Raw genomic sequence first — 17,543 nt, 5'->3', positions numbered from 1 at the left:
AGCTACCTCGCCGGCCTCCACCTCCGCGCCGCAATGATCTGGATCGACGACCTGCTGAAGGCTCCCGAATGATCACGACATCACACAGGCCCTAGTAGGGCTTGGTCAGGTCGGTGCGAGGGTGGGTATGTCGCGGTGACAGGTGGGGCAGGCGCCGGCCCAGGCGGCGAGGAGACTCTGCAGTTCGCGGACGATTCGGTAGAGGCTCAGACCGGCGCCGTGGCTTTTGGGGCTCCGGCCAGTCGCTGGAGGGTGCAGAAGGCGTGGGCGGCGGAGACGAGGGTGACGTGGTGGTGCCAGCCGGCCCAGGTGCCGCCCTCGAAGTGGGCCAGGCCCAGGGCCTGCTTCATCTCGCGGTAGTCGTGCTCGATGCGCCAGCGGAGCTTCGCGAGGCGCACGAGTGTGGTCAGCGGTGTCTCCGCGGGCAGGTTCGAGAACCAGAACTGGATCGGCTCGGCCTGATCGGCAGGCCATTCGGCCAGCAGCCAGCACGCGGGCAGTTCCGGCCCGTCGACGGCTTTGCGGACCTCGCGGCCGGCGGCCCGGATCCGCAGGGCAACGAATCGCGCCGAGCTCGGGAACCGAGCACTTCCCCTCCACCAGGGCACGTCGCACGTCCTCCACCACACCCACACTCCTGAAAGCACCCAGACGATCCACCCTGGATCACGACTGGGACATGGTGCAGTTAACAGGCCTCTGGGCTGTCGAGGTGCCGTGGGACCGGGCCAGCCGCGTCGAGGCAAGGGACTTCTCCCGCTGGCTGCAGGTCGCAGGGCAGCCGTCGCGCCCTCACTGGCGGCGCCCCGACTCGGTCGGCCAGTGGGCTTCAAGCGGAAAGCCGTACGCGCCGTCGGTTCGTACATCACAGCGAGACGGTCTACGAACCTTCTACGACTGTCAGGTACGGGCGAAGGCGCGCAGGTCTTCGTTGAGACGGTCCGCATGGGTCGCGAACAGCCCGTGGCCCGCGCTCTCGTACACGTGGAGTGTTGCTCCCGGAATCATGGCGGCCGCGCGACGTCCCGTGAGGTGGAGCGGGGCGGAGGCGTCGGCGGAGCCGTGCACGACGAGGACCGGTCGGTCGATCTTCGCCAGCTCCGGTACGAGGTTCAGTGAGGGCAGGAGGTCGTTGAGGGCCGTCCCGGCCCGTGCCGTCGCTCCCTGGCAGAGGGCCACCATGTGCGCCACGTACGCGTCCGACACCGCAGGGCCCGGGAGGTGGCGGGCGAAGAAGGCGTCCGCCCCGTCGGTGAAGAACTTGGCGCGGTCCTGCCGGAAGGTCTCGTTGAATGCGCGGATGAGCTGCGGATCCAGTCCGTCGGCGTGATCCGAAGATCGGGCCGGTCCGGGCGCCATCCCGCTGACGAGAACGGCCCGGGCCACCCGCTCACCACCGTCGAGGGTCAGGTGGCGTACGACCTCGACGGTGCCGAATGAGTGCCCGACCAGCGTGACGTCGAGCAGGTTCAGGTGGTCGAGCAGAGAGCCCAGGTCCCCGGCCAGCGTGTCGAGATCGAAGCCGCCCCAGACGTCCTCGGACCTGCCGTGTCCCCTGCGGTCGAACCCCACGCACCGGAACCCCTCGGCCGCGAGCGGCAGCATCTGGTACTCCCACATCTCGGTGCTGAGGTAGGAGCTGTTGACGAAGACGATGACGGGTCCGTTCGCCGGACCGTAGTCGACGAAGTGGAGGCGAGTGCGATCGGTCGTGGACTCGAAGTACGGCATGACGCGGGTCCTTCCGTGGGGTGGCTGTGGGGCGTGGCACCATCCTTGCCCGGTGCCACAGGGGCGAGCCATTACCTCCGAGGTCATGGCCGAGGCGGATACCTGTTCTCCTGCGCCGGGAAATCGAGGCCAGCCGTTCGGGCATCTCAACGGCGCTCTTCGATCAGGCGAAAGGGAGTGGGTTTCTCGCCCTGAGGGGAGGCCCGCCCCCGCAACGGACCCGGGTTCGCGTCCCTGGGCGTCACCGTCGAACGGGTACCGACCGACAATGCGCGGGCCTACAGCGAGAACACCGGGTTAGGTTCTTCCGCTCGGTCCGGCAGCGTCGGCGGCTGGTGCGGCGGACCGGTCATCACAGGTTCAGATGCCCGCGAGGAACTCCCGGACCGCGATCGCCAAGCCCTCGGGGTCGGCCTGTTGGACGAAGTGGTCGGTGTCCAGGGCGCGGTAGACCGTGCCGGGGCGCCTGGAGCACATGGCATCGGCCTGTTCGGCGGGCAGGACCTGGCTGCGCAGTCCATGGATGAGGAGTGCGGGACAGTCTGTGGCGAGCCACTGTTTCCAGTGGTCGCCATGAACGAGGTTCTCGGAGTCCACGGTGTCCTGCGGGTGGAAAGGCAGTCGCCAGCCGGCGCCGTCGGGCAACGGGCGCAGCAACGGGCCAAGGACGGTGGCGAGGGGTCCACAGGCGGCGGCCAGTTCCTCGCGGGTGGCTGCGGTGTAGGGGAAGTTGAGGACGAAGGCGAGGGGTCTGGTTCCGTGGTCGGGGAAGTCGACCGCTGCGTCGACGTTTATCAACGCTTCGACCAGTTCCGGGCGTTCGGCGGCTAGGTGGAAGGCGTTGAATGCGCCGAGGGAGTGACCGAGGAAGACCGCGCGGTCGATGCCCAGGTGGTGGACGAGGGCAAGGAGGTCGGCGACGTAGCCGGCCCGCGTGTATTCGGGGGCACGGTCGGAGTCGCCATGGCCGCGCTGGTCCGGGGCTATCACCCGCCACTCCGGGCCGAGGGCTGCCGCCAGGGCAGTGAAGGACGCCCCCTCTGAGAGGTGGCCGTGCAGGGTGACGAGGGGGCGGCCAGTGCCGCCGAAGTCGAGATAGGACAGGGCGCGGCCGGCGACGGTCAGGGTGGCACGGGTGGGCTGGACGGCCATGACGGTTGTACTCCCTCGGTTCGTGTTATTACGGGCCTTTACCGAGACCAACCATACATACGTCTATGACGATTGTTCAATACATCTGTATGAATGCCGTGGAGGGGGCGCCACGCCGCCCGCCAGCCCAGCGGACGCTCACTCCACTGACCAGCCAATCCAACAACCCGGGCCCAGTCATTCCTCGACAACTGCCCAACCTCAACACCCAACCATCACCAGCGGGGCTGTGAACGTTCCGGGTTGGGCAATGCCGCTTAGACCGACCGGAAAAAGGATCACTTGAGGCGCCGGGCGGTGGGCGGATCGTCCCAGCGATATCGGCTCGTCGAGCGCCGGATGAGCATGCGGAGCGTGACGAGAGCGGCGGCGAGGTAGAGATAGAGATAGAAGTCCACGGCCTCGCCGCTTCGCTCGGTGCAGCGTCGCAGCTTGCCGTAGTCGTTCATCCAGGAGTGCGTGCGCTCGATCACCCAACGCTTGACGGCCTGGATCGGGGCGGGCACTCCCCTGCGGGCGATCGCGGCCGTGAATCCCAACTCGGCTACCATTACACGGGACTTGGTTCTGTCGTATCCGCGGTCGAGGTTGACGTTGACCGCCTCCGGGATCGTGCCGGCCTGTTCCCTGACCGCTGCCAGGGTGGGGCCGAGCAGCGGTGAGTCATGACGGTTCGCACCATCGGACACGATCCCCAGCGGGACCCCGCACGCGTCGGAGGCGACCGAGCGTTTCAGTCCCTGTTTGCCCCGGTCGACGGGCGAGCGTCCCGCCTTCTCCCCGCCGCACGGAGCTTTGGTGATGCAGCCGTCGACCGAGATCTCGCCGAGATCGAGGCCGATCATGCGGTCGTACGCCTCCAGGGCGATCTACTGGCGGTCGGCCTTAATAGCTCTGATTGCGGGGCGAGTTGGGGGCACACCACCGCATAAGTCGCCTACGCGTACGCGAGGGTCCTGCGTCATCCGGACGGGTGACGCAGGGCCCTCCGCCCGCTAGCCGCGCCGCCCGTCCGGCGGCCTGCCTTTGCCGATCCTCTCTGTTGACCCACGAAGCCCGCCAGGTCGCCGCCTGGCTGCGCGCGGTGGCCGCCGGGACGGTGTCTGTGACCGAACCTAATGCCGAGGGTCAGGCACCGCGCGGCCAGGCCGCACGGCGCAGACCCCGTGATCACACCAGCCACGAACAAGATCAGGAAGGGCGGCGGCTACCGCTTCGGGGAAGGCGGCGGCTCCGGCCACGGCCTCTCCGGCGGCTCCGGGCAAGGCCGCGGGGACGGCCACCAATACCGCGGCGACGGCGGTGAAGAAGGCCACCACCAAGAAACCCCCCCGCCAAAGCGACTGCGAACAAGACCGCCGCCACCGCGAAGACCACCACCGCGAAGAAGTCCGCCGAACCGCAGGCGCCCCAGGTGACGGAGCCCCCGCGGCGCGAACTCGTCCTGACCCTGCTGGTCGAGGCCGCGGAACCCCGCATGGACAGTGAGGTCGCCGCCGAACCGGCGCAGGCCCACCCCGAGCGCCCGGCCTCCGTCCAGGTGGTCCGCAACACCCTGGAGGCCTCGCCAAGAAGGGCGTCGTCGAGAAGGAGAACAAGCATGGTTCGGTCATGTACTCCGCGCCCCGGCCCGCAGCGAAGGAGCAGGCACCCTCGGCGGCCCCTGCCGCCGCTCCGGCGCAGGAGAAGGCCCCGGCCGAGGAGGAGGCCCCGGCTGAGGTCTGATCCACGGTGCTGCCCACCGCGCCCCGGCGGCCACCCCGGCCTGACGGCGGGGAGCCCCGGTCCGGGCTCCCCGCCGTCCGTCGGGGGTGGGTGCCCCTATATGTTTGGTCAAGGTGGAGGAGGGCTGGTTCGGGCGTCTGGAACGATGTGCCTGTGCATGCTGATGATCAGGTTGGCGAGGGTGTTTCTGCGGATCTCGCGGTGCTTCTCCGGAGCGCTGACGACAGCCGTCCGGTGATGATCGTGTCTTCCGTCTGTGGCGGTTGTGGCGGGCGTGTGTTCCTCGTGCTCTTTGACGATGTCGAGGGCGGAGCCGAGCGCATGTGTGTTGGTTGCGGCGTCCACGCGTTCATTGCTGATAGTGAGGAGTTTTGGGAGGACGCGGATCCTGGCGAGGCCGGCTGCCCGTGCGGAAGCCGGGAGTTCGAGGTGGCAGTCGCGTTCTCGCTTGCCGACGACGGGCTGGTCCGATGGGTGACGGTTGGGCTGCGGTGCCGGAGGGATGGCGCCGTGGGGGTCTATGCCGAATGGAAGATCGATTACGGACCCACGGACCACCTCCTGACCATGGTCTAGATCTGTGGGACGACGGCCCGAACAGGCTGGGGTTCGTAAAAGGTTCCGTCGCGGAGCATGGCGAAGAGGACGTCGGCCCGGCGCCGGGCGAGACAGAGCAGAGCCTGAGTGTGGTGCTTCCCTTGGGCGATCTTCTTGTCGTAGTAGGCCCGCGATGCCGGGTCGCCCAAGGCCGCGAATGCGGAGAGGAAGAAGGCCCTCTTGAGCTGCTTGTTTCCCCTGCGGGAGGGCTGTTCGCCCCGGATCGAGGACCCGGAACTGCGGGTCGCGGGCGCGAGACCGGCGTAGGCGGCGAGGTGGCCGGCGGTCGGGAACGTGCTGCAGTCACCGACCTCGATCAGAATCCGTGCTCCGGTCCTGACGCCGACTCCCGCATCGACCTCAGGACCTTCGAAAGAGGGTGAGCCTCCAGGAGCTCCTCGATCCGCCCGGCCAGGAGTTTGCGCTGGTCAAGGACGGCGGTCAGAGATGGGGCCAGGCTCGGGACGATCAGCGCGGCCGCCTCGGTCCCCGGAACCGTGACCGTCTGTGGACGGTCGCGTAGTTCGGCTCTGTCGGGGATCTTGTGATGTCGCCGGGCTGAGCTGGGCAGTCTCCGGGTGTGCGGTTCAGGGGTTTTGGGGCGGTTGTTGCCGCATCTGTCCGGTGTTGTCATCGAGTCGATCAAGCGAACGGCAGGGGTCATCACGCTTCGCGCGGGGTGTCAGGCGTCGCCGGTGAGATGCCCGGGATGCGGCATGCCGTCGTGGCGGGTGCACGGCCGGTACGTCCGCCGGCTCGGCGACGCGCCCGTGGCCGGCAGCCCCGTAGTCATCGAGCTGACTGTGCGCCGGTTTAAGTGTCTGAGCAGCCGGTGCCCGGCTGTGCCGTTCGCCGAGCAGATCGAGGGGCTGACCAGGCCGCATGCCCGGCAGACGCAGATGCTGCGGTCGATGCTTGCCTCGATCGCTCTGTGCCTGGCGGGCCGTCCCGGCGCCCGCCTGGCCGCGGCCCTCGGGATCCGTATCGCCAAGGACGCCCTGCTGGACCTGCTCCGCTCGGTTCCGCAACCACCGGTTGGCGCCGTCAGGTTCCTGGGAGTGGACGATTTCGCTCTGCGCAAGGGCGACTCCTACGCGACGATCCTGGTTGATCTGGAGGCCCGCCGCCCGGTCGATGTCCTGCCCGGCCGGGAGGCCGAGCCGCTGGCCGTGTGGCTTCGTCGACACCCGGAGGTGGAGGTGATTTGCCGGGATCGGGCCGGCGCCTACGCGGAGGGAGCCCGAACCGGCGCCCCGCAGGCGATGCAGGTCGCCGATGCCTGGCATCTGTGGCGGAACGTCGCGGATGCGGTGGAGAGAACGGTCGGATCCCACCACGGGTGCATCCAGGCCGCGTTCGCGGAGACCGCGGTAATGGCGGAGGCGACCGCGAGGGACCTGGTCACGCCGGAGCCGTCCAGACCGATGGCCGTGCCGTTCGTCCCGCCGGACAGCACGCTCGACGTCAGCGGCCAACCCCGGCGCCTGGTGGCCCGCACGACAGAGAGATACGCGGCGGTCCAGACTCTGCTGGCCGAGGGAAAGTCGCTGGCGGCGATCGGCCGGACACTGCGGCTGGACCACTCCACCGTCCGCCGCTTCGTCCGAGCCGACAGCCTCGATGAACTCCTGGTCAAAGCCACCGGCAGGCTGTCTCTCCTGGATGAGCACAAGCCCTACCTCCACGCCCGCTGGCTGGAGGGCTGTCACGACATTCCCCAGCTCCACCGGGAACTGGTCGACCGCGGATTCACCGGGAGCGTCCAGTGCCTCCGCCGCTACTTCCGCGTCTCAGACCTCTCCGCCAACCAGGACGGAAGCAGCAGCCGGTGTCCCGGCCGCGGCCCAGGTCGGCCCCGAAACCTCGACGCGTCGTCCGCTGGATCATGACCAACCCCCAGCACCTCGCGGCCGCCGACGCCGCGGAACTGAAGGAGATCCGCACGGCCTGTCCTCACCTCGACGCTGCCGCACGGCACGTCCACGACTTCGCTGAAATGCTCCACCACCTCCGCGGAGACCAACTCCCCAACTGGATGGACCGTGTCCTTGCCGACGACCTCCCGGCCTTACATTCCCTGGTCAGCGGCCTAAGACGAGACTTCGACGCCGTCACCGCAGGACTCTCCACCTCATGGAGCTCCGGGCAGGTTGAGGGCCACGTCACCCGCGTCAAGCTCATCAAGCGCATGGCCTACGGCCGAGCCAACCTCGACCTCCTACGCCAACGTGTACTGCTGGGCCCCTGACCTTGCGACAGCGACCTCCCGCTGTGAGATCGCCTGAACCTGCCGTCTATTCTGAACGCGTTCAGTCAGGTGTGGAGGTGGGATGTGGATGAGCACTTCAGCGAGACGGTGGTCGGCTCTGGTCGCCGCGTTGGCGTGGGCCTGCGTTGCTTGCGCTGATGCAGGTGGAGACGCGGCTCGCATTGATCAGTCGGCGCTGACGGGCGAGTGGAGTAGTCCGGGCGGCGCTCGGCTTCGATTGCGGGCGGACCGCGGTATGACGGGGGAAAGCCTGAACAGCGCGATGTTGGGAGGCACATCGTGCCCGGACACGGCAACCGGACGCTGGAGCTTCTTCAGCTCGCCGGACGACTCGGGTTTCATGTTCGCCGATGACACGTTCACCAGCGGCGACGCCATCTCTGTGCGCATCGACGACCCGAAGGACTCCTGTCTTCTGTCAGTTCAGGTTCGGCGAGACGAGCACGGACTCAATCTGTGTCTGGTAGAGGACCTTGACTCTGGCTGTTCCGCCGAAGAGCTTCTGCGCCTTGAGCCGGTTACGCCGACAGGACAGGTAGCAAAGTGACCCACTGCCCCTGCCTCTAACGGAGCATCACAAGATCCCCGACAGAGCCCGAATTCCCCAGGTACCCGCCTCGCTGGGGGCTGCGGGTGTTCCTCCTCCTATGGGCACCTCGACAAGGGAGCAGAGTGGATCTCAGAGCACCGGTACCGTCTCGAAGACTTGGGCCGTACGCGTTGACCGATCACGGGATCGCGGCACTGCCGGCACGCTACGAGTTCGGTGATTCCTGTGTCCGCCGGGTGATCCTTGACCAGGAGTTCGGACGGAAACCACGGGGGCGGGCCGTCAGACTTGTGATCGACGTTCGGGTGGTGGACGAGGCCCTGCGTTGGGAGCCGGTGTGCCTGGACCTGGTCGACGTGAAGCGATTTCGGATCGACGAGAGCCAGGGCTCTCCTGCGGGGGTGCTCTACGATCCCCCGCAGTTCACCCGGTTCGATGGGCTGATGCAGGTCGACTGTGCGCTGAGCGTTTGGCGGCCTTCGTCCGGGGAGTGGGCAGGAGGTCTTCGAAGGCTCGGAGTTGGTCTTCGAGGCGGTCGAGGGCACGTGGAGTGTCCTGGAGCCGTGGAGCGTGTGACACCGCGCCCGCTACCAAGCACTTGCCTCGGCATCGAGCTGCCACACCCCCGTTACGGAGAACTCTTCCGGCCAGGGTGAAGCCGGTGCTCAAGCCCCTCATTAGCGGTCCGTCGATGCCTCCGGGCCCGGTGACACCACCCCCCGGATCATCAACCGCAACAAGGGGGAAGTCATGCCGGACCCGAAGGCCGGTAGCCCCATTGCGGAGCCACGAAGACGGTAACGGGGGGGGGCGGGGCGCGGGGGCACTGGAGGGCGTTTAAGCTTCCGTGACGGGGCCACCGGCCGGGACGGATTGACGGGCCAGGCGGTCAGCCAGGCGCGCAGCCACGCAGCCGCTGCCTGAGTAGCCGGCTATCCGCGCGAGGGTTTCCCGGCGGCCTGGCCGGTGCGGGTGTGCGACGCCGCCTCGGTGCGGGGCCGCAGCCCGTGGAGCGCGGCCTCGACGACTCGGTCGGCGTACTCCGCGGTCAACGGCCCCGTGCGCTGCAACCAGCGGTTGAGCAGCGGGCTCCAGAGCAGTTCGACCGCGAGGTCCAGATCGGTGTCGGCGTCGAGTTGACCGGCCTCCTGGGCGCGGCGAAGCCGGTCGCGCTTGATCCGCCGCATGGGTTCGTGTAGACGCTCGGCGTACGCCGCCGCAAGTTCCGGGTCGTGCACGATCTCGGTGTTGAGGGCCCGTAGCGGCTCGTCGTAGCGGGCGTCGTTGAGTTCGTCGACGGTGGCCCGCAGGACGGTTTTGAGGTCGGCCTCGATGTCGCCGGTGTCGGGCAGCGCGGGGTCGCCGCTCGCGTGGTCCTCGCTGAGCATGAGGAACGCATCGAAGAGCACGGTGCCCTTGGACGGCCACCAGCGGTAGATCGTCTGCTTGCCCACGCCCGCACGCGCGGCGATGGCCTCGATGCTCAGCTTGGCGAAACCGACCTCACCGACCAGGTCGAAGGCGGCCGTCAGGATGGCCTTGCGGGAGGCTTCGTTGCGGCGGCCGGCATCGGGGAGGCTCTTCGACTGCTTGGTCATGGCCCCAACCTAGCAGGCGGACGAAACGAGACGGTCCGTCTTGACAATTGCCTCATCCGCCCTCATGCTGAAAATCAACGAGACGCAACGTCTCGTCTAGTCGAGAGAGGGAGACACCATGCGTGCGTCATCCACACCGGGCCATCGCGTCTGGTTCATTACGGGCGCGGGGCGAGGGCTCGGGCGTGCTTTCGCCGAGGCTGCGCTCGCCGCGGGCGACCACGTCGCAGCCGCCGCGCGCACCATGGGGCCACTGGAGGAGCTGGCCGCCTCACACCCTCCTGGGCGCGTACTCCCCCTCGGTGTCGACGTCACCGACAGGGAGGCGGTGCGCGCGGCTGTCGCGGAGGCGGTCGGCCATTTCGGGCGGCTCGACATCGTCGTCAACAACGCCGGGATGCTGGCGATGGGCATGGTCGAGGAGTTCACCGAAGCCGAGGCCAGAGCCCAGCTGGACGTCAATTTCTTCGGCGCACTGTGGGTGAGCCAGGCCGTGTTGCCCACGCTCCGGCATCAGGGCTCCGGACACATCGTGCAGATCTCCAGCATCGCCGCCCTGGGCGGGTTTCCGAGCACCGGGCTCTACAGCGCGAGCAAGTTCGCGCTGGAGGGCATGAGCGAGGCGCTGGCCCTGGAGGCGGCCGGCTTTGGAGTGAAGGTGAGCATCGTCCACCCCGGGGGCTACTGGACCGACCTCTACACGGCGATGCGCAACACGAGCGCCCTGGGTCCCTACGCCTCGCTGCGGGAGGAGCTGGAGAAGCAGTTCGCGCAGGGGTCGGTCGACAGCGACCCGAAGCTCGCCGCCCGGGCCCTGCTCACCCTGGTCGACAGCGACGACCCTCCGCGGCGCCTGCTGCTCGGTGGCACGGCCTACGACCTCGCGTTCGATCTGGCGCACCAGCGGATGGCCGCATGGGCGGCCTGGGAACCCGTCAGCCGGGCCGCCGAACAGCCGATACCCGCGCCCAACCCCTAATGCTCCAGCCAACACGACCGAATCACCATGGACACCCTGAACGCGTTGAAAGACTCCGGCATGTTTTGCCCTCGACCACGCCGGAACTATGCGGTAGAGATAGGCCGTTGCGGACAGCTTCGGAGTCGCCGCGGAGGTTGCGGGCGAAACCAGCGAGCGGAGCGAGGTCCTCCTGTTCGGCATCGGCGATCCAGTCCTCGAGGCGGTCGCCGTGAAGTCCGGTCATCATCGCGGCGAACTTCCTGATGTGACCGGTGAGCCGGTCCATCCCGGGATCACGGGCCCGGAGGCCGTGCAGCTTGTCGGCATCTTCGTCCCGCAGGTGCTCGGGGTGGGTCGTGGATCCATGAGGCGACCTCACGGACCGTGGACTGCGGAGTCGCGGCGAGTGTCGATGCTCCGGCGCGTCCACCACGTTCGGCCGTGGCGCTCGGTGCCTGCGGGGAGGTAGCCGGTGGTGGCGTACGCACAGACCAGGGTGGCGTCGATACCGAGAACGGCCGCGGCCTCCTTGTCGCTGGAGCAGTCGTCCTGGTGGACGCCAGCCGGGCTCAGAACTACTACGGCCGCGACTTCGAGCGCGATCTGGCCGGTTTGGAGTTCGGCTGCTGCGGCCGGCCCGCAAGGGTGAACCCGAGCGGGCCGGAGCCGAGCTGTTCAAACCGCTGCGAAAGGTGATCGAGTCGGTCATACAGACGTTGAGAGGTCAGCTCGACCTCGAACGACACGGCGGCCGCACCCCCGCCGGAGTCACCGTCCGCGTCCTGCAGCGACTCCTCGCCGGACCGCCGCGATCTGGCACAACCACAAGAGCGGCGGACCCGTCATCCGCTCACTGACCGCCTACGACCACTAACCCTTGGAATCAATCATCTAAGGGCTTGCGGGGAATCAAGGTGTTGCTTCCCGTTCTGGAGCTCGTTGGTGTGGTATGCGCATCCCGGACGAGACTCGTGACCACCTGGCTGTGAAGTTCGCAGTGTTGTTCCCGCACCTGGACGAGCGGCAGCGGCGACTATTGATGGCTGCCGAGGCTCGTGTCCTGGGTCATGGCGGAGTTCGGGCTGTTGCGCGGGCGGCCGCGGTGAGTGAGACGACGGTACGCAAGGGCGTGTTCGAGTTGGAGGCTGGCGAGGCCCCGTTGGGGCGGGTGCGGCGCCCTGGCGGGGGCCGCCGGCGGGTCGCGGATCTTGACGCCGGGCTGCGGCCCGCGCTGCTGGCACTGGTCGAGCCGGATGTGCGGGGCGATCCGATGTCGCCGCTGCGGTGGACGGTGAAGTCGACCCGCGCGCTCGCGAGGGAACTAACTCGGGCCGGGCACCGGGTCAGTGCCGACACCGTCGCTGACCTGCTGCGGGAGGAGGGCTTCAGCCTGCAGGCCAATGCCAAGACGCTTGAGGGCAGCCAGCACGTGGACCGGGACGCACAGTTCCGCTACCTCAACGAGCAAGCCCGCGAGCACCGGGACGCCGGCCAGCCTGTCATCAGCGTGGACACCAAAAAGAAGGAGCTCGTCGGCGAGTTCAAGAACAACGGCCGTCAGTGGCGCCCGGTCGGGGATCCGGTGCCGGTGAACATGCATGACTTCGCCAACCCCCAGTTGGGGAAGGCGATCCCGTACGGGGTCTACGACCTGGCGGCGAACACCGGCTGGGTCAACGTCGGCACCGATCACGACACCGCCGCGTTCGCGGTGGAATCGATCCGCCGATGGTGGCACGGCCAGGGCCAGGCCGCCTACCCGCAGGCGACGCGGCTGCTGATCAACGCCGACGCGGGCGGCTCCAACGGCTACCGCACCCGGGCCTGGAAGCTCGAACTCGCCCGCCTCGCAGCTGAAACGGGCCTGACCATCACCGTCTGCCATCTGCCGCCGGGCACACAATGCCGTTGCTTGAACGTTCATCGAGTGTGTGGGTGACAGGCCGAGCGCTGGGTCGTTGGGCCGGGTGTGCATCCATGGACTGGGGTATCCGAGCGAGTGCGGCTGGGTGTGATCACGCAGTGGGTGACGGCCGGGCTGGTGGACGAGGTGTTGGCGGAGTGTCGTAAGCGGGACCGTCGGCCGGGAGCGTTGCCGGCGGGGTTCATGGTCTATTTCACGCTCGCGCTGGCGCTCTTCCACCAGGACTCCTACGACGATGTGGCCGAGCATGTGGTCGGCGGGATCCCGGAGTTGAGCGGGTGCATCCCGCACAAGGCGTCGTTCACCCGGGCCCGGGAGCGTCTGGGGCCGGAGCCGCTGGAGCGGCTCTTCCACCGCCTGGCCGGTCCGCTTGCCCCGCCAGGGCTGGCGGGGTCCTTCTACCGAGGGATGCGAATCGCGGCGGTCGACGGGTTCCTGCTCGACGCGCCGGACAACGATGCGAACCGGCGCGCCTTCGGCGGGCCGAAAGACTCCAGCGGGAAGCCGGGCGGATTTCCGCAGGTGAGGGTCGTGACGCTGACCGAGACCGGCACCCACGCCTCCATCGACGCGCGAGTGGGCGGCTACAACAGCGGCGAACGTGACCCGGCCGTGGCCATGGCGTCCTCGGCCGCCGGGATGCTCGTACTCATGGACCGCGGGTTCCCCGGGGTGGAGCTGTGGAAGGCGTACACCAGTGCCGGCGCGCACCTTCTGCTGCGAGCCCGCTCATGTGTCGCACGCCGCCCGGTCCGGTACCTGCCCGACGGCACCTATCTGGCACGTATGAACCTGGCGGGACAGAAAGGGGCTCACCCGGGCGGTGTGCTGGTCCGTGTGATCGAGTACCGCGTCGACGGGGGCGAAGTGATCCGGCTGCTGACCGACCTCTTCGACCACGACACCTACCCGGCAAGGGAATTGGCGGCGTTGTATCAGGAGAGGTGGGAGGCAGAGTCCTCATACCGGCAGGTCAAGACCTTCCAGCGCGGCCGCCAGGAGGTCCTGCGGTCGGCCGACCCGCAACTGGTGCGCCAGGAGGTGTGGGCGCACCTGGTCGTCCACCACTGCCTGACCCGGATCATCATGCGGCTCGCCGACGGCCACGGCATCGACCCGGACCGCATCTCGTTCGTCAAGGTACTCAAGCACACCCGCCGCAGCGTGGTCCGCCAGCGCACCGACACCCCGATGAAGATCCGGGCGTTCCTGGCCTCGCTCGCGGCGAAGGTCCGCCGCAAGCTCGACAACGGCACCCGCCGTCTCCGAGAGGCGGACCGCTACCTCAAGCGGCCCAACTCGCTGTACTCCTACCGGCCGAAGGACCGACCGCGAACCCCGGCCCGCCGCGTCGCGGCCAAGACCATCACGCTGCATACGGCAATAGTTCAGTAGTCAAGCAACGGCATTGGCCGGGCACATCGAAGTGGAACAAGATCGAGCACCGGCTTTTCTCGCACATCACCATGAACTGGCGAGGCCGCCCGCTGACCAGCCACGAAGTCATCGTCCAGTCGATCGCCGCGACCGCCACCCGCACCGGACTGCGCGTGCACGCCGAACTCGACACCAGCGCCTACCCGACCGGAGTGCAGATCCGTGACGCGGAGATGGCGGCTCTGCCGCTGACCCGCCATGGCTTCCACGGCGACTGGAACTACGTCCTCCACCCCCAGTCCAACCCCGCCATCCCGGCGGCCCGGGCCCCACAGACACCGGCGCCGGAGTGGGACCAGGCACTGCTGAACGCCCCCGAGCTGACCGGCATGACCCGGCAGCAGCTGAAGGACCTCACACAGAGTTTGGGCCCGGACGGTGATGGCCAGCGCGGCCGCCCGCCCCGGCTCGCCTTCCCCGAACAGGTCCTGGCCACCGTGCTCCACCTGCGAGTCGCCCTGGCCGCAGAACCTCTCGCCGTACTCTTCGGCAGCAGCCGCACAGCCATGCACCGCACCCTCCTGAAGACCAGGAAACTACTCGAAGCGCACGGCATCGTCATCCCACCGGCGACCACCCCACCCGCTGCCCTTGTGCCCCTCCAGGCTCGAGTCCTCGCCCAAAGCGGCGACCCAGAAAACAAGATCAAGACAACGTGTTAATCATCTGCAAGCCCTAACTTGATCTTTAACCTGTGCGGCGTGGGCGAGGAGTCGTGGACTTCTTCGTTCTGGGCTTTGCGGTGTCTGTTTTGCCGACTGTGTGGACGTCGTGGCGGGGTGTTGGCCGGGTGTTCTTTCGGCCTGGTGGCCGTCCAGGGCCTGGGCGGCTCGGTTTCGGTGCTTCGGCTGGGCAGGCAGCTTTCGGGCGGATGTGCCGGAAGTCGCGTCGGACGCGGGCGGGTGTGAGGCGTTCGGCCGGTGCGGGTTTCTCCCACGGCCGGCGGAGGTCGGCAGCCAGCGGGCGGGCGAGGCGGAGTTGGGTGTAGGCGGCGAGGATCAGCCAGGTCCACCGGTCGGCGGCCTGAGGAGTGCGGATCTTCGGGCAGGTCCAGCCCAGGGTCTGCTTGAACAGGCGGAACGTGTGCTCGATGTCGAAGCGTCGCAGGTAGGCCTGCCACAGACGGTCGGCATCGGCAGGGCCGGCGTCCGTTCCGGACCACCACAGCCAGACCGGCTTCGGAGTCGCTCCGCTGGGCAGGCGGTCGATGTCCAGACGGATCACGGTTCCCTCGACGATGGGAAGGGTGCCGTCTGCCGCGGCCCAGGAGGAGCGGTGGGTGAGTTTGGGGTGCAGGCGGTTCCAGGAGCGGGCGGTGGCGGTGCCGTAGAGGCGCGTGTTGGTGACGGTTTCGGTGTCCGGGGTGCCCCAGGTGTCGGCCTGGCCGAAGACGAACTCGCCGCCGTGCCGCGGCGGGCGGCCCCTCGTGTGGGGCTGCCGGGCCGGGACAGCCCGGCGCAGGACTCGGTCCGAACGCATCCGTGCCAGGATCTGGACCGGCATATCCCGTAGCAGGTGGGCAAGGCGGGGCGCGTCGTATCCGGCATCCGCGACGATCAGAATCTCCGGGTCTCCCGCTCGCCACTGCCCCGCCGTGATCAATCGCCCGACCAGTTCGCGCAGCTGCCGGGCGGTGACCGTCGCCGTGTCGTCCCCGGGTGCCAGGCGGAGCACGTCCAGGGGTGCGGTCCATGAGCTGCGGCCGGGCTCGAGCGCGCAGATGATCGAGTAGGGCCAGCCGGGGACGGGAATGTGCTGGTCCTTGCCCCGGCCGTAGGTGTGGCACAGGATTCGCTCGGGTGAGGTGTGGGCGTCGGGCCGCAGCCAGCACGTGACGTCGACGGCCAGGACCAGTCGGCCGTCGGCAGCCCGCGGCAGCGGCACCGCCGCCAGTGCCTGCCGCAGCCGGGCGATGTCGATCCGTCCGTGAGCCACAGCGGCGTAGAGCCCGCCGTGGCCGCGGCGGTGTTCGCCCACCAGCGACAGTTCGGCCAGCGATCTCACCGGCCCGTCGCCGCACAGAACAGCATCAGCCAGCTCGAACAGCCCGTCCGAACGAGCGGTCAGGCAGGAGTAGAAGTCATCCCGGAAGCGTGACAGTTCCGCCAACGGCTCTCGCCGGGCATCACAATGCAGCAGACTCATCCTCACGGCCTTCGCGCTGGACGTGTGTGTTCCTTGGTCGGAGCACATGATCCAGACGAAGGCCGCTTCCGTGTACGGCGGTTACCGAACCGAGTGATCGAGTTCGACGCACCGTTCGACGTCAAAGGTTAAAGATCAAGCTAAGGGCTGTCCCGTAAGTGATCTTGCTCTGCGATGATCTTGCCCGTGTCAGGTGTGATCACGGCCTCCGAGCCGTTCTAATTGGCCCCGTTTACCGGGTTGAGCCCGCGCGCCTTCGGCAAGTTGGTGACCGCGCTGCGTCGCGAGGGTGCCGGCGCCCCGGGCCGGGGCCGGCCGTGGAAGCTGTCGTTGGAGGACCGGGTGCTGCTGGTCGCCGCGTACTGGCGGACGAACCTGACGATGAGGCAACTGGCCCCGCTATTCGGGGTGTCGAAGTCGGCCGCGGACCGGGTGATCGACGACTTCAGCCCGAGGCTTGCGCTGCATCCCCGCCAGCGGTTCGCCAAGGACGCGGTGCTGATCGTGGACGGCACCCTGATGCCCACCCGGGACCACAAGGTTGCCGAGCAGTCGAAGAACTATCGCTATTCCACCAACCATCAGGTGGTCATCGACGCCGACACCCGCCTGGTCGTGGTGGTCGGTCGGCCGCTGCCGGGCAATCGCAACGACTGCCGGGCCTGGGCGGAGTCCGGCGCGAAGACCGCCGTCGGCAACACGATGACCATCGCCGATGGCGGCTACCCGGGTACCGGGCTCGTGATGCCGCACCGCCGCCGCAAGGAAGAGGATCTACCCGACTGGAAACAGGCCCACAACAAGTCCCACAAGCAGGTCCGCGCCCGCGTCGAGCACGTCTTTGCCCGGATGAAGACCTGGAAGATCCTCCGCGACTGCCGCCTGAAGGGCGATGGCGTTCACACCGCCATGCTCGGCATCGCCCGGCTGCACAACCTCGCCCTCACGGGGTAACTCCCGCCCTGTACCGGACCAGAGAGGTCCAATGGAGGCGGCTTGACGGCTCGGAGGATGCTCAGTCGATACAGAACTCGTTGCCCTCGATGTCCTGCATCGGGATGCATGAATCATTGCCGTCATACAGCGTTTGTACGTATACCGCCCCGAGCGGGACCAGTCGTGCGCACTCGGCCTCAAGCGCGGCGAGGCGCTCTTCGCCTACGAGTCCGGTGCCGACCCGCACGTCGAGATGCACCCGGTTCTTGGCAGCCTTCCCTTCGGGGACGCGCTGAAAGTACAGTCGCGGGCCCACGCCTGAAGGGTCGATGCAGGCAAACCATGCGTCCCGCTGCTCGGGCGGCTGCGCGCGCTTGAAGTCGTCCCAAGTGGCAAACCGCTCCGGTGGCGGCGGCACGACGTACCCCAACACCTCGCACCAGAAGCGAGCGAGGCGCTCAGGTTCTGCGCAGTCGAAGGTGACTTGGAAGTGCTTGATCGATGACATCGGCGCACCC

13 protein-coding genes and 6 pseudogenes are annotated in these 17,543 nt (G+C 68.0%); 10 read left to right on the top strand and 9 right to left on the bottom strand.

Annotated features, from left to right (window positions below):
* Positions 1 to 206: 206 nt before the first annotated feature.
* From ABZY44_RS26350 to ABZY44_RS26335, 4 genes and pseudogenes are all read right to left on the bottom strand, one after another.
* Positions 207 to 569, bottom strand: a pseudogene (locus ABZY44_RS26350) (transposase); the annotation flags it as partial.
* A gap of 331 nt (positions 570 to 900) precedes the next feature.
* Positions 901 to 1,731, bottom strand: a complete 831-nt coding sequence (locus ABZY44_RS26345; RefSeq protein ID WP_356657860.1) for an alpha/beta hydrolase — start codon at positions 1,729 to 1,731, stop codon at positions 901 to 903.
* A gap of 360 nt (positions 1,732 to 2,091) precedes the next feature.
* Complete coding sequence (locus tag ABZY44_RS26340) at positions 2,092 to 2,883, bottom strand: alpha/beta hydrolase (protein WP_356657862.1); 792 nt, start codon at positions 2,881 to 2,883, stop codon at positions 2,092 to 2,094.
* 278 nt (positions 2,884 to 3,161) lie between these two features.
* Positions 3,162 to 3,752: pseudogene (locus ABZY44_RS26335) on the bottom strand (transposase); the annotation flags it as partial.
* A 1,009-nt stretch (positions 3,753 to 4,761) separates the two neighbouring features.
* Between ABZY44_RS26335 and ABZY44_RS26330 the strand changes: the two are divergent.
* Positions 4,762 to 5,184 (top strand): hypothetical protein, encoded by a 423-nt coding sequence (locus ABZY44_RS26330; protein ID WP_356657864.1) that lies wholly within the window; start codon positions 4,762 to 4,764, stop codon positions 5,182 to 5,184.
* On the opposite strand, the pseudogene ABZY44_RS26325 reads toward ABZY44_RS26330, so the two are convergent.
* Positions 5,181 to 5,713, bottom strand: a pseudogene (locus ABZY44_RS26325) (transposase); the annotation flags it as partial. The gene ABZY44_RS26330 and the pseudogene ABZY44_RS26325 sit on opposite strands and share 4 nt — an antisense overlap.
* Before the next feature lie 100 nt (positions 5,714 to 5,813).
* On the opposite strand from ABZY44_RS26325, the gene ABZY44_RS26320 reads away from it, so the two are divergent.
* The 3 genes from ABZY44_RS26320 to ABZY44_RS26310 all read left to right on the top strand — a co-directional run bounded on the left by ABZY44_RS26320 (position 5,814) and on the right by ABZY44_RS26310 (position 8,021).
* Positions 5,814 to 7,094 (top strand): ISL3 family transposase, encoded by a 1,281-nt coding sequence (locus tag ABZY44_RS26320; protein ID WP_356657866.1) that lies wholly within the window; start codon positions 5,814 to 5,816, stop codon positions 7,092 to 7,094.
* Entirely contained in the window at positions 7,091 to 7,453 is a 363-nt protein-coding gene (locus tag ABZY44_RS26315) for a transposase (protein ID WP_356657868.1), read from the top strand. The genes ABZY44_RS26320 and ABZY44_RS26315 overlap by 4 nt, the downstream gene beginning before the upstream one ends.
* Before the next feature lie 88 nt (positions 7,454 to 7,541).
* A complete protein-coding gene (locus tag ABZY44_RS26310; RefSeq protein ID WP_356657870.1) occupies positions 7,542 to 8,021 on the top strand; it encodes a hypothetical protein in 480 nt (159 codons plus the stop codon).
* 935 nt (positions 8,022 to 8,956) lie between these two features.
* Here the strand turns inward: ABZY44_RS26310 and ABZY44_RS26305 are convergent.
* Positions 8,957 to 9,622: a TetR/AcrR family transcriptional regulator gene (locus ABZY44_RS26305; RefSeq protein WP_356657872.1), complete on the bottom strand. Its 666-nt coding sequence runs from the start codon at positions 9,620 to 9,622 to the stop codon at positions 8,957 to 8,959.
* 118 nt (positions 9,623 to 9,740) lie between these two features.
* Here ABZY44_RS26305 and ABZY44_RS26300 point away from each other — a divergent pair, with 118 nt between their 5' ends.
* Positions 9,741 to 10,601, top strand: a complete 861-nt coding sequence (locus ABZY44_RS26300; RefSeq protein WP_356657874.1) for an SDR family NAD(P)-dependent oxidoreductase — start codon at positions 9,741 to 9,743, stop codon at positions 10,599 to 10,601.
* 22 nt (positions 10,602 to 10,623) lie between these two features.
* Here ABZY44_RS26300 and ABZY44_RS26295 read toward each other — a convergent pair whose 3' ends face one another.
* Positions 10,624 to 10,869 carry a hypothetical protein gene (locus ABZY44_RS26295; RefSeq protein WP_356657876.1) on the bottom strand — a complete coding sequence of 82 codons (246 nt, stop codon included), beginning with the start codon at positions 10,867 to 10,869 and terminating at the stop codon, positions 10,624 to 10,626.
* A 284-nt stretch (positions 10,870 to 11,153) separates the two neighbouring features.
* Between ABZY44_RS26295 and ABZY44_RS26290 the strand changes: the two are divergent.
* From ABZY44_RS26290 to ABZY44_RS26275, 4 genes and pseudogenes are all read left to right on the top strand, one after another.
* Positions 11,154 to 11,457 (top strand): annotated as a pseudogene (locus ABZY44_RS26290) (IS982 family transposase); the annotation flags it as partial.
* A gap of 75 nt (positions 11,458 to 11,532) precedes the next feature.
* Positions 11,533 to 12,483: pseudogene (locus tag ABZY44_RS26285) on the top strand (ISAzo13 family transposase); the annotation flags it as partial.
* 69 nt (positions 12,484 to 12,552) lie between these two features.
* A complete protein-coding gene (locus tag ABZY44_RS26280) occupies positions 12,553 to 13,902 on the top strand; it encodes an IS4 family transposase (protein WP_356657892.1) in 1,350 nt (449 codons plus the stop codon).
* A 17-nt stretch (positions 13,903 to 13,919) separates the two neighbouring features.
* Positions 13,920 to 14,606: pseudogene (locus ABZY44_RS26275) on the top strand (ISAzo13 family transposase); the annotation flags it as partial.
* Between the two features lie 25 nt (positions 14,607 to 14,631).
* Here ABZY44_RS26275 and ABZY44_RS26270 read toward each other — a convergent pair.
* Positions 14,632 to 16,089: an NF041680 family putative transposase gene (locus ABZY44_RS26270; protein WP_356657880.1), complete on the bottom strand. Its 1,458-nt coding sequence runs from the start codon at positions 16,087 to 16,089 to the stop codon at positions 14,632 to 14,634.
* A gap of 222 nt (positions 16,090 to 16,311) precedes the next feature.
* On the opposite strand from ABZY44_RS26270, the gene ABZY44_RS26265 reads away from it, so the two are divergent.
* A complete protein-coding gene (locus ABZY44_RS26265) occupies positions 16,312 to 17,043 on the top strand; it encodes a transposase (protein WP_356657882.1) in 732 nt (243 codons plus the stop codon).
* Positions 17,044 to 17,104: 61 nt separating this feature from the next.
* On the opposite strand, the gene ABZY44_RS26260 is transcribed toward ABZY44_RS26265, so the two are convergent.
* Positions 17,105 to 17,533 (bottom strand): VOC family protein, encoded by a 429-nt coding sequence (locus ABZY44_RS26260; RefSeq protein ID WP_356657884.1) that lies wholly within the window; start codon positions 17,531 to 17,533, stop codon positions 17,105 to 17,107.
* Between the last annotated feature and the right edge of the window lie 10 nt (positions 17,534 to 17,543).

Source organism: Streptomyces sp. NPDC006544, assembly GCF_040611715.1.
In the GTDB taxonomy this organism is placed as follows: Bacteria; Actinomycetota; Actinomycetes; order Streptomycetales; family Streptomycetaceae; genus Streptomyces.
The sequence above is the reverse complement of the archived record's forward strand: the minus strand, read 5'-3'. Positions and strand labels throughout refer to the sequence as shown.

Coding starts and splice junctions, on each gene's coding strand:
- ABZY44_RS26345 (WP_356657860.1), bottom strand. CDS start 1,731: ATGCCGTACTTCGAGTCCACGACCGATCGCACTCGCCTCCACTTCGTC.
- ABZY44_RS26340 (WP_356657862.1), bottom strand. CDS start 2,883: ATGGCCGTCCAGCCCACCCGTGCCACCCTGACCGTCGCCGGCCGCGCC.
- ABZY44_RS26315 (WP_356657868.1), top strand. CDS start 7,091: ATGACCAACCCCCAGCACCTCGCGGCCGCCGACGCCGCGGAACTGAAG.
- ABZY44_RS26310 (WP_356657870.1), top strand. CDS start 7,542: ATGAGCACTTCAGCGAGACGGTGGTCGGCTCTGGTCGCCGCGTTGGCG.
- ABZY44_RS26305 (WP_356657872.1), bottom strand. CDS start 9,622: ATGACCAAGCAGTCGAAGAGCCTCCCCGATGCCGGCCGCCGCAACGAA.
- ABZY44_RS26300 (WP_356657874.1), top strand. CDS start 9,741: ATGCGTGCGTCATCCACACCGGGCCATCGCGTCTGGTTCATTACGGGC.
- ABZY44_RS26295 (WP_356657876.1), bottom strand. CDS start 10,869: ATGGACCGGCTCACCGGTCACATCAGGAAGTTCGCCGCGATGATGACC.
- ABZY44_RS26270 (WP_356657880.1), bottom strand. CDS start 16,089: ATGAGTCTGCTGCATTGTGATGCCCGGCGAGAGCCGTTGGCGGAACTG.
- ABZY44_RS26260 (WP_356657884.1), bottom strand. CDS start 17,533: ATGTCATCGATCAAGCACTTCCAAGTCACCTTCGACTGCGCAGAACCT.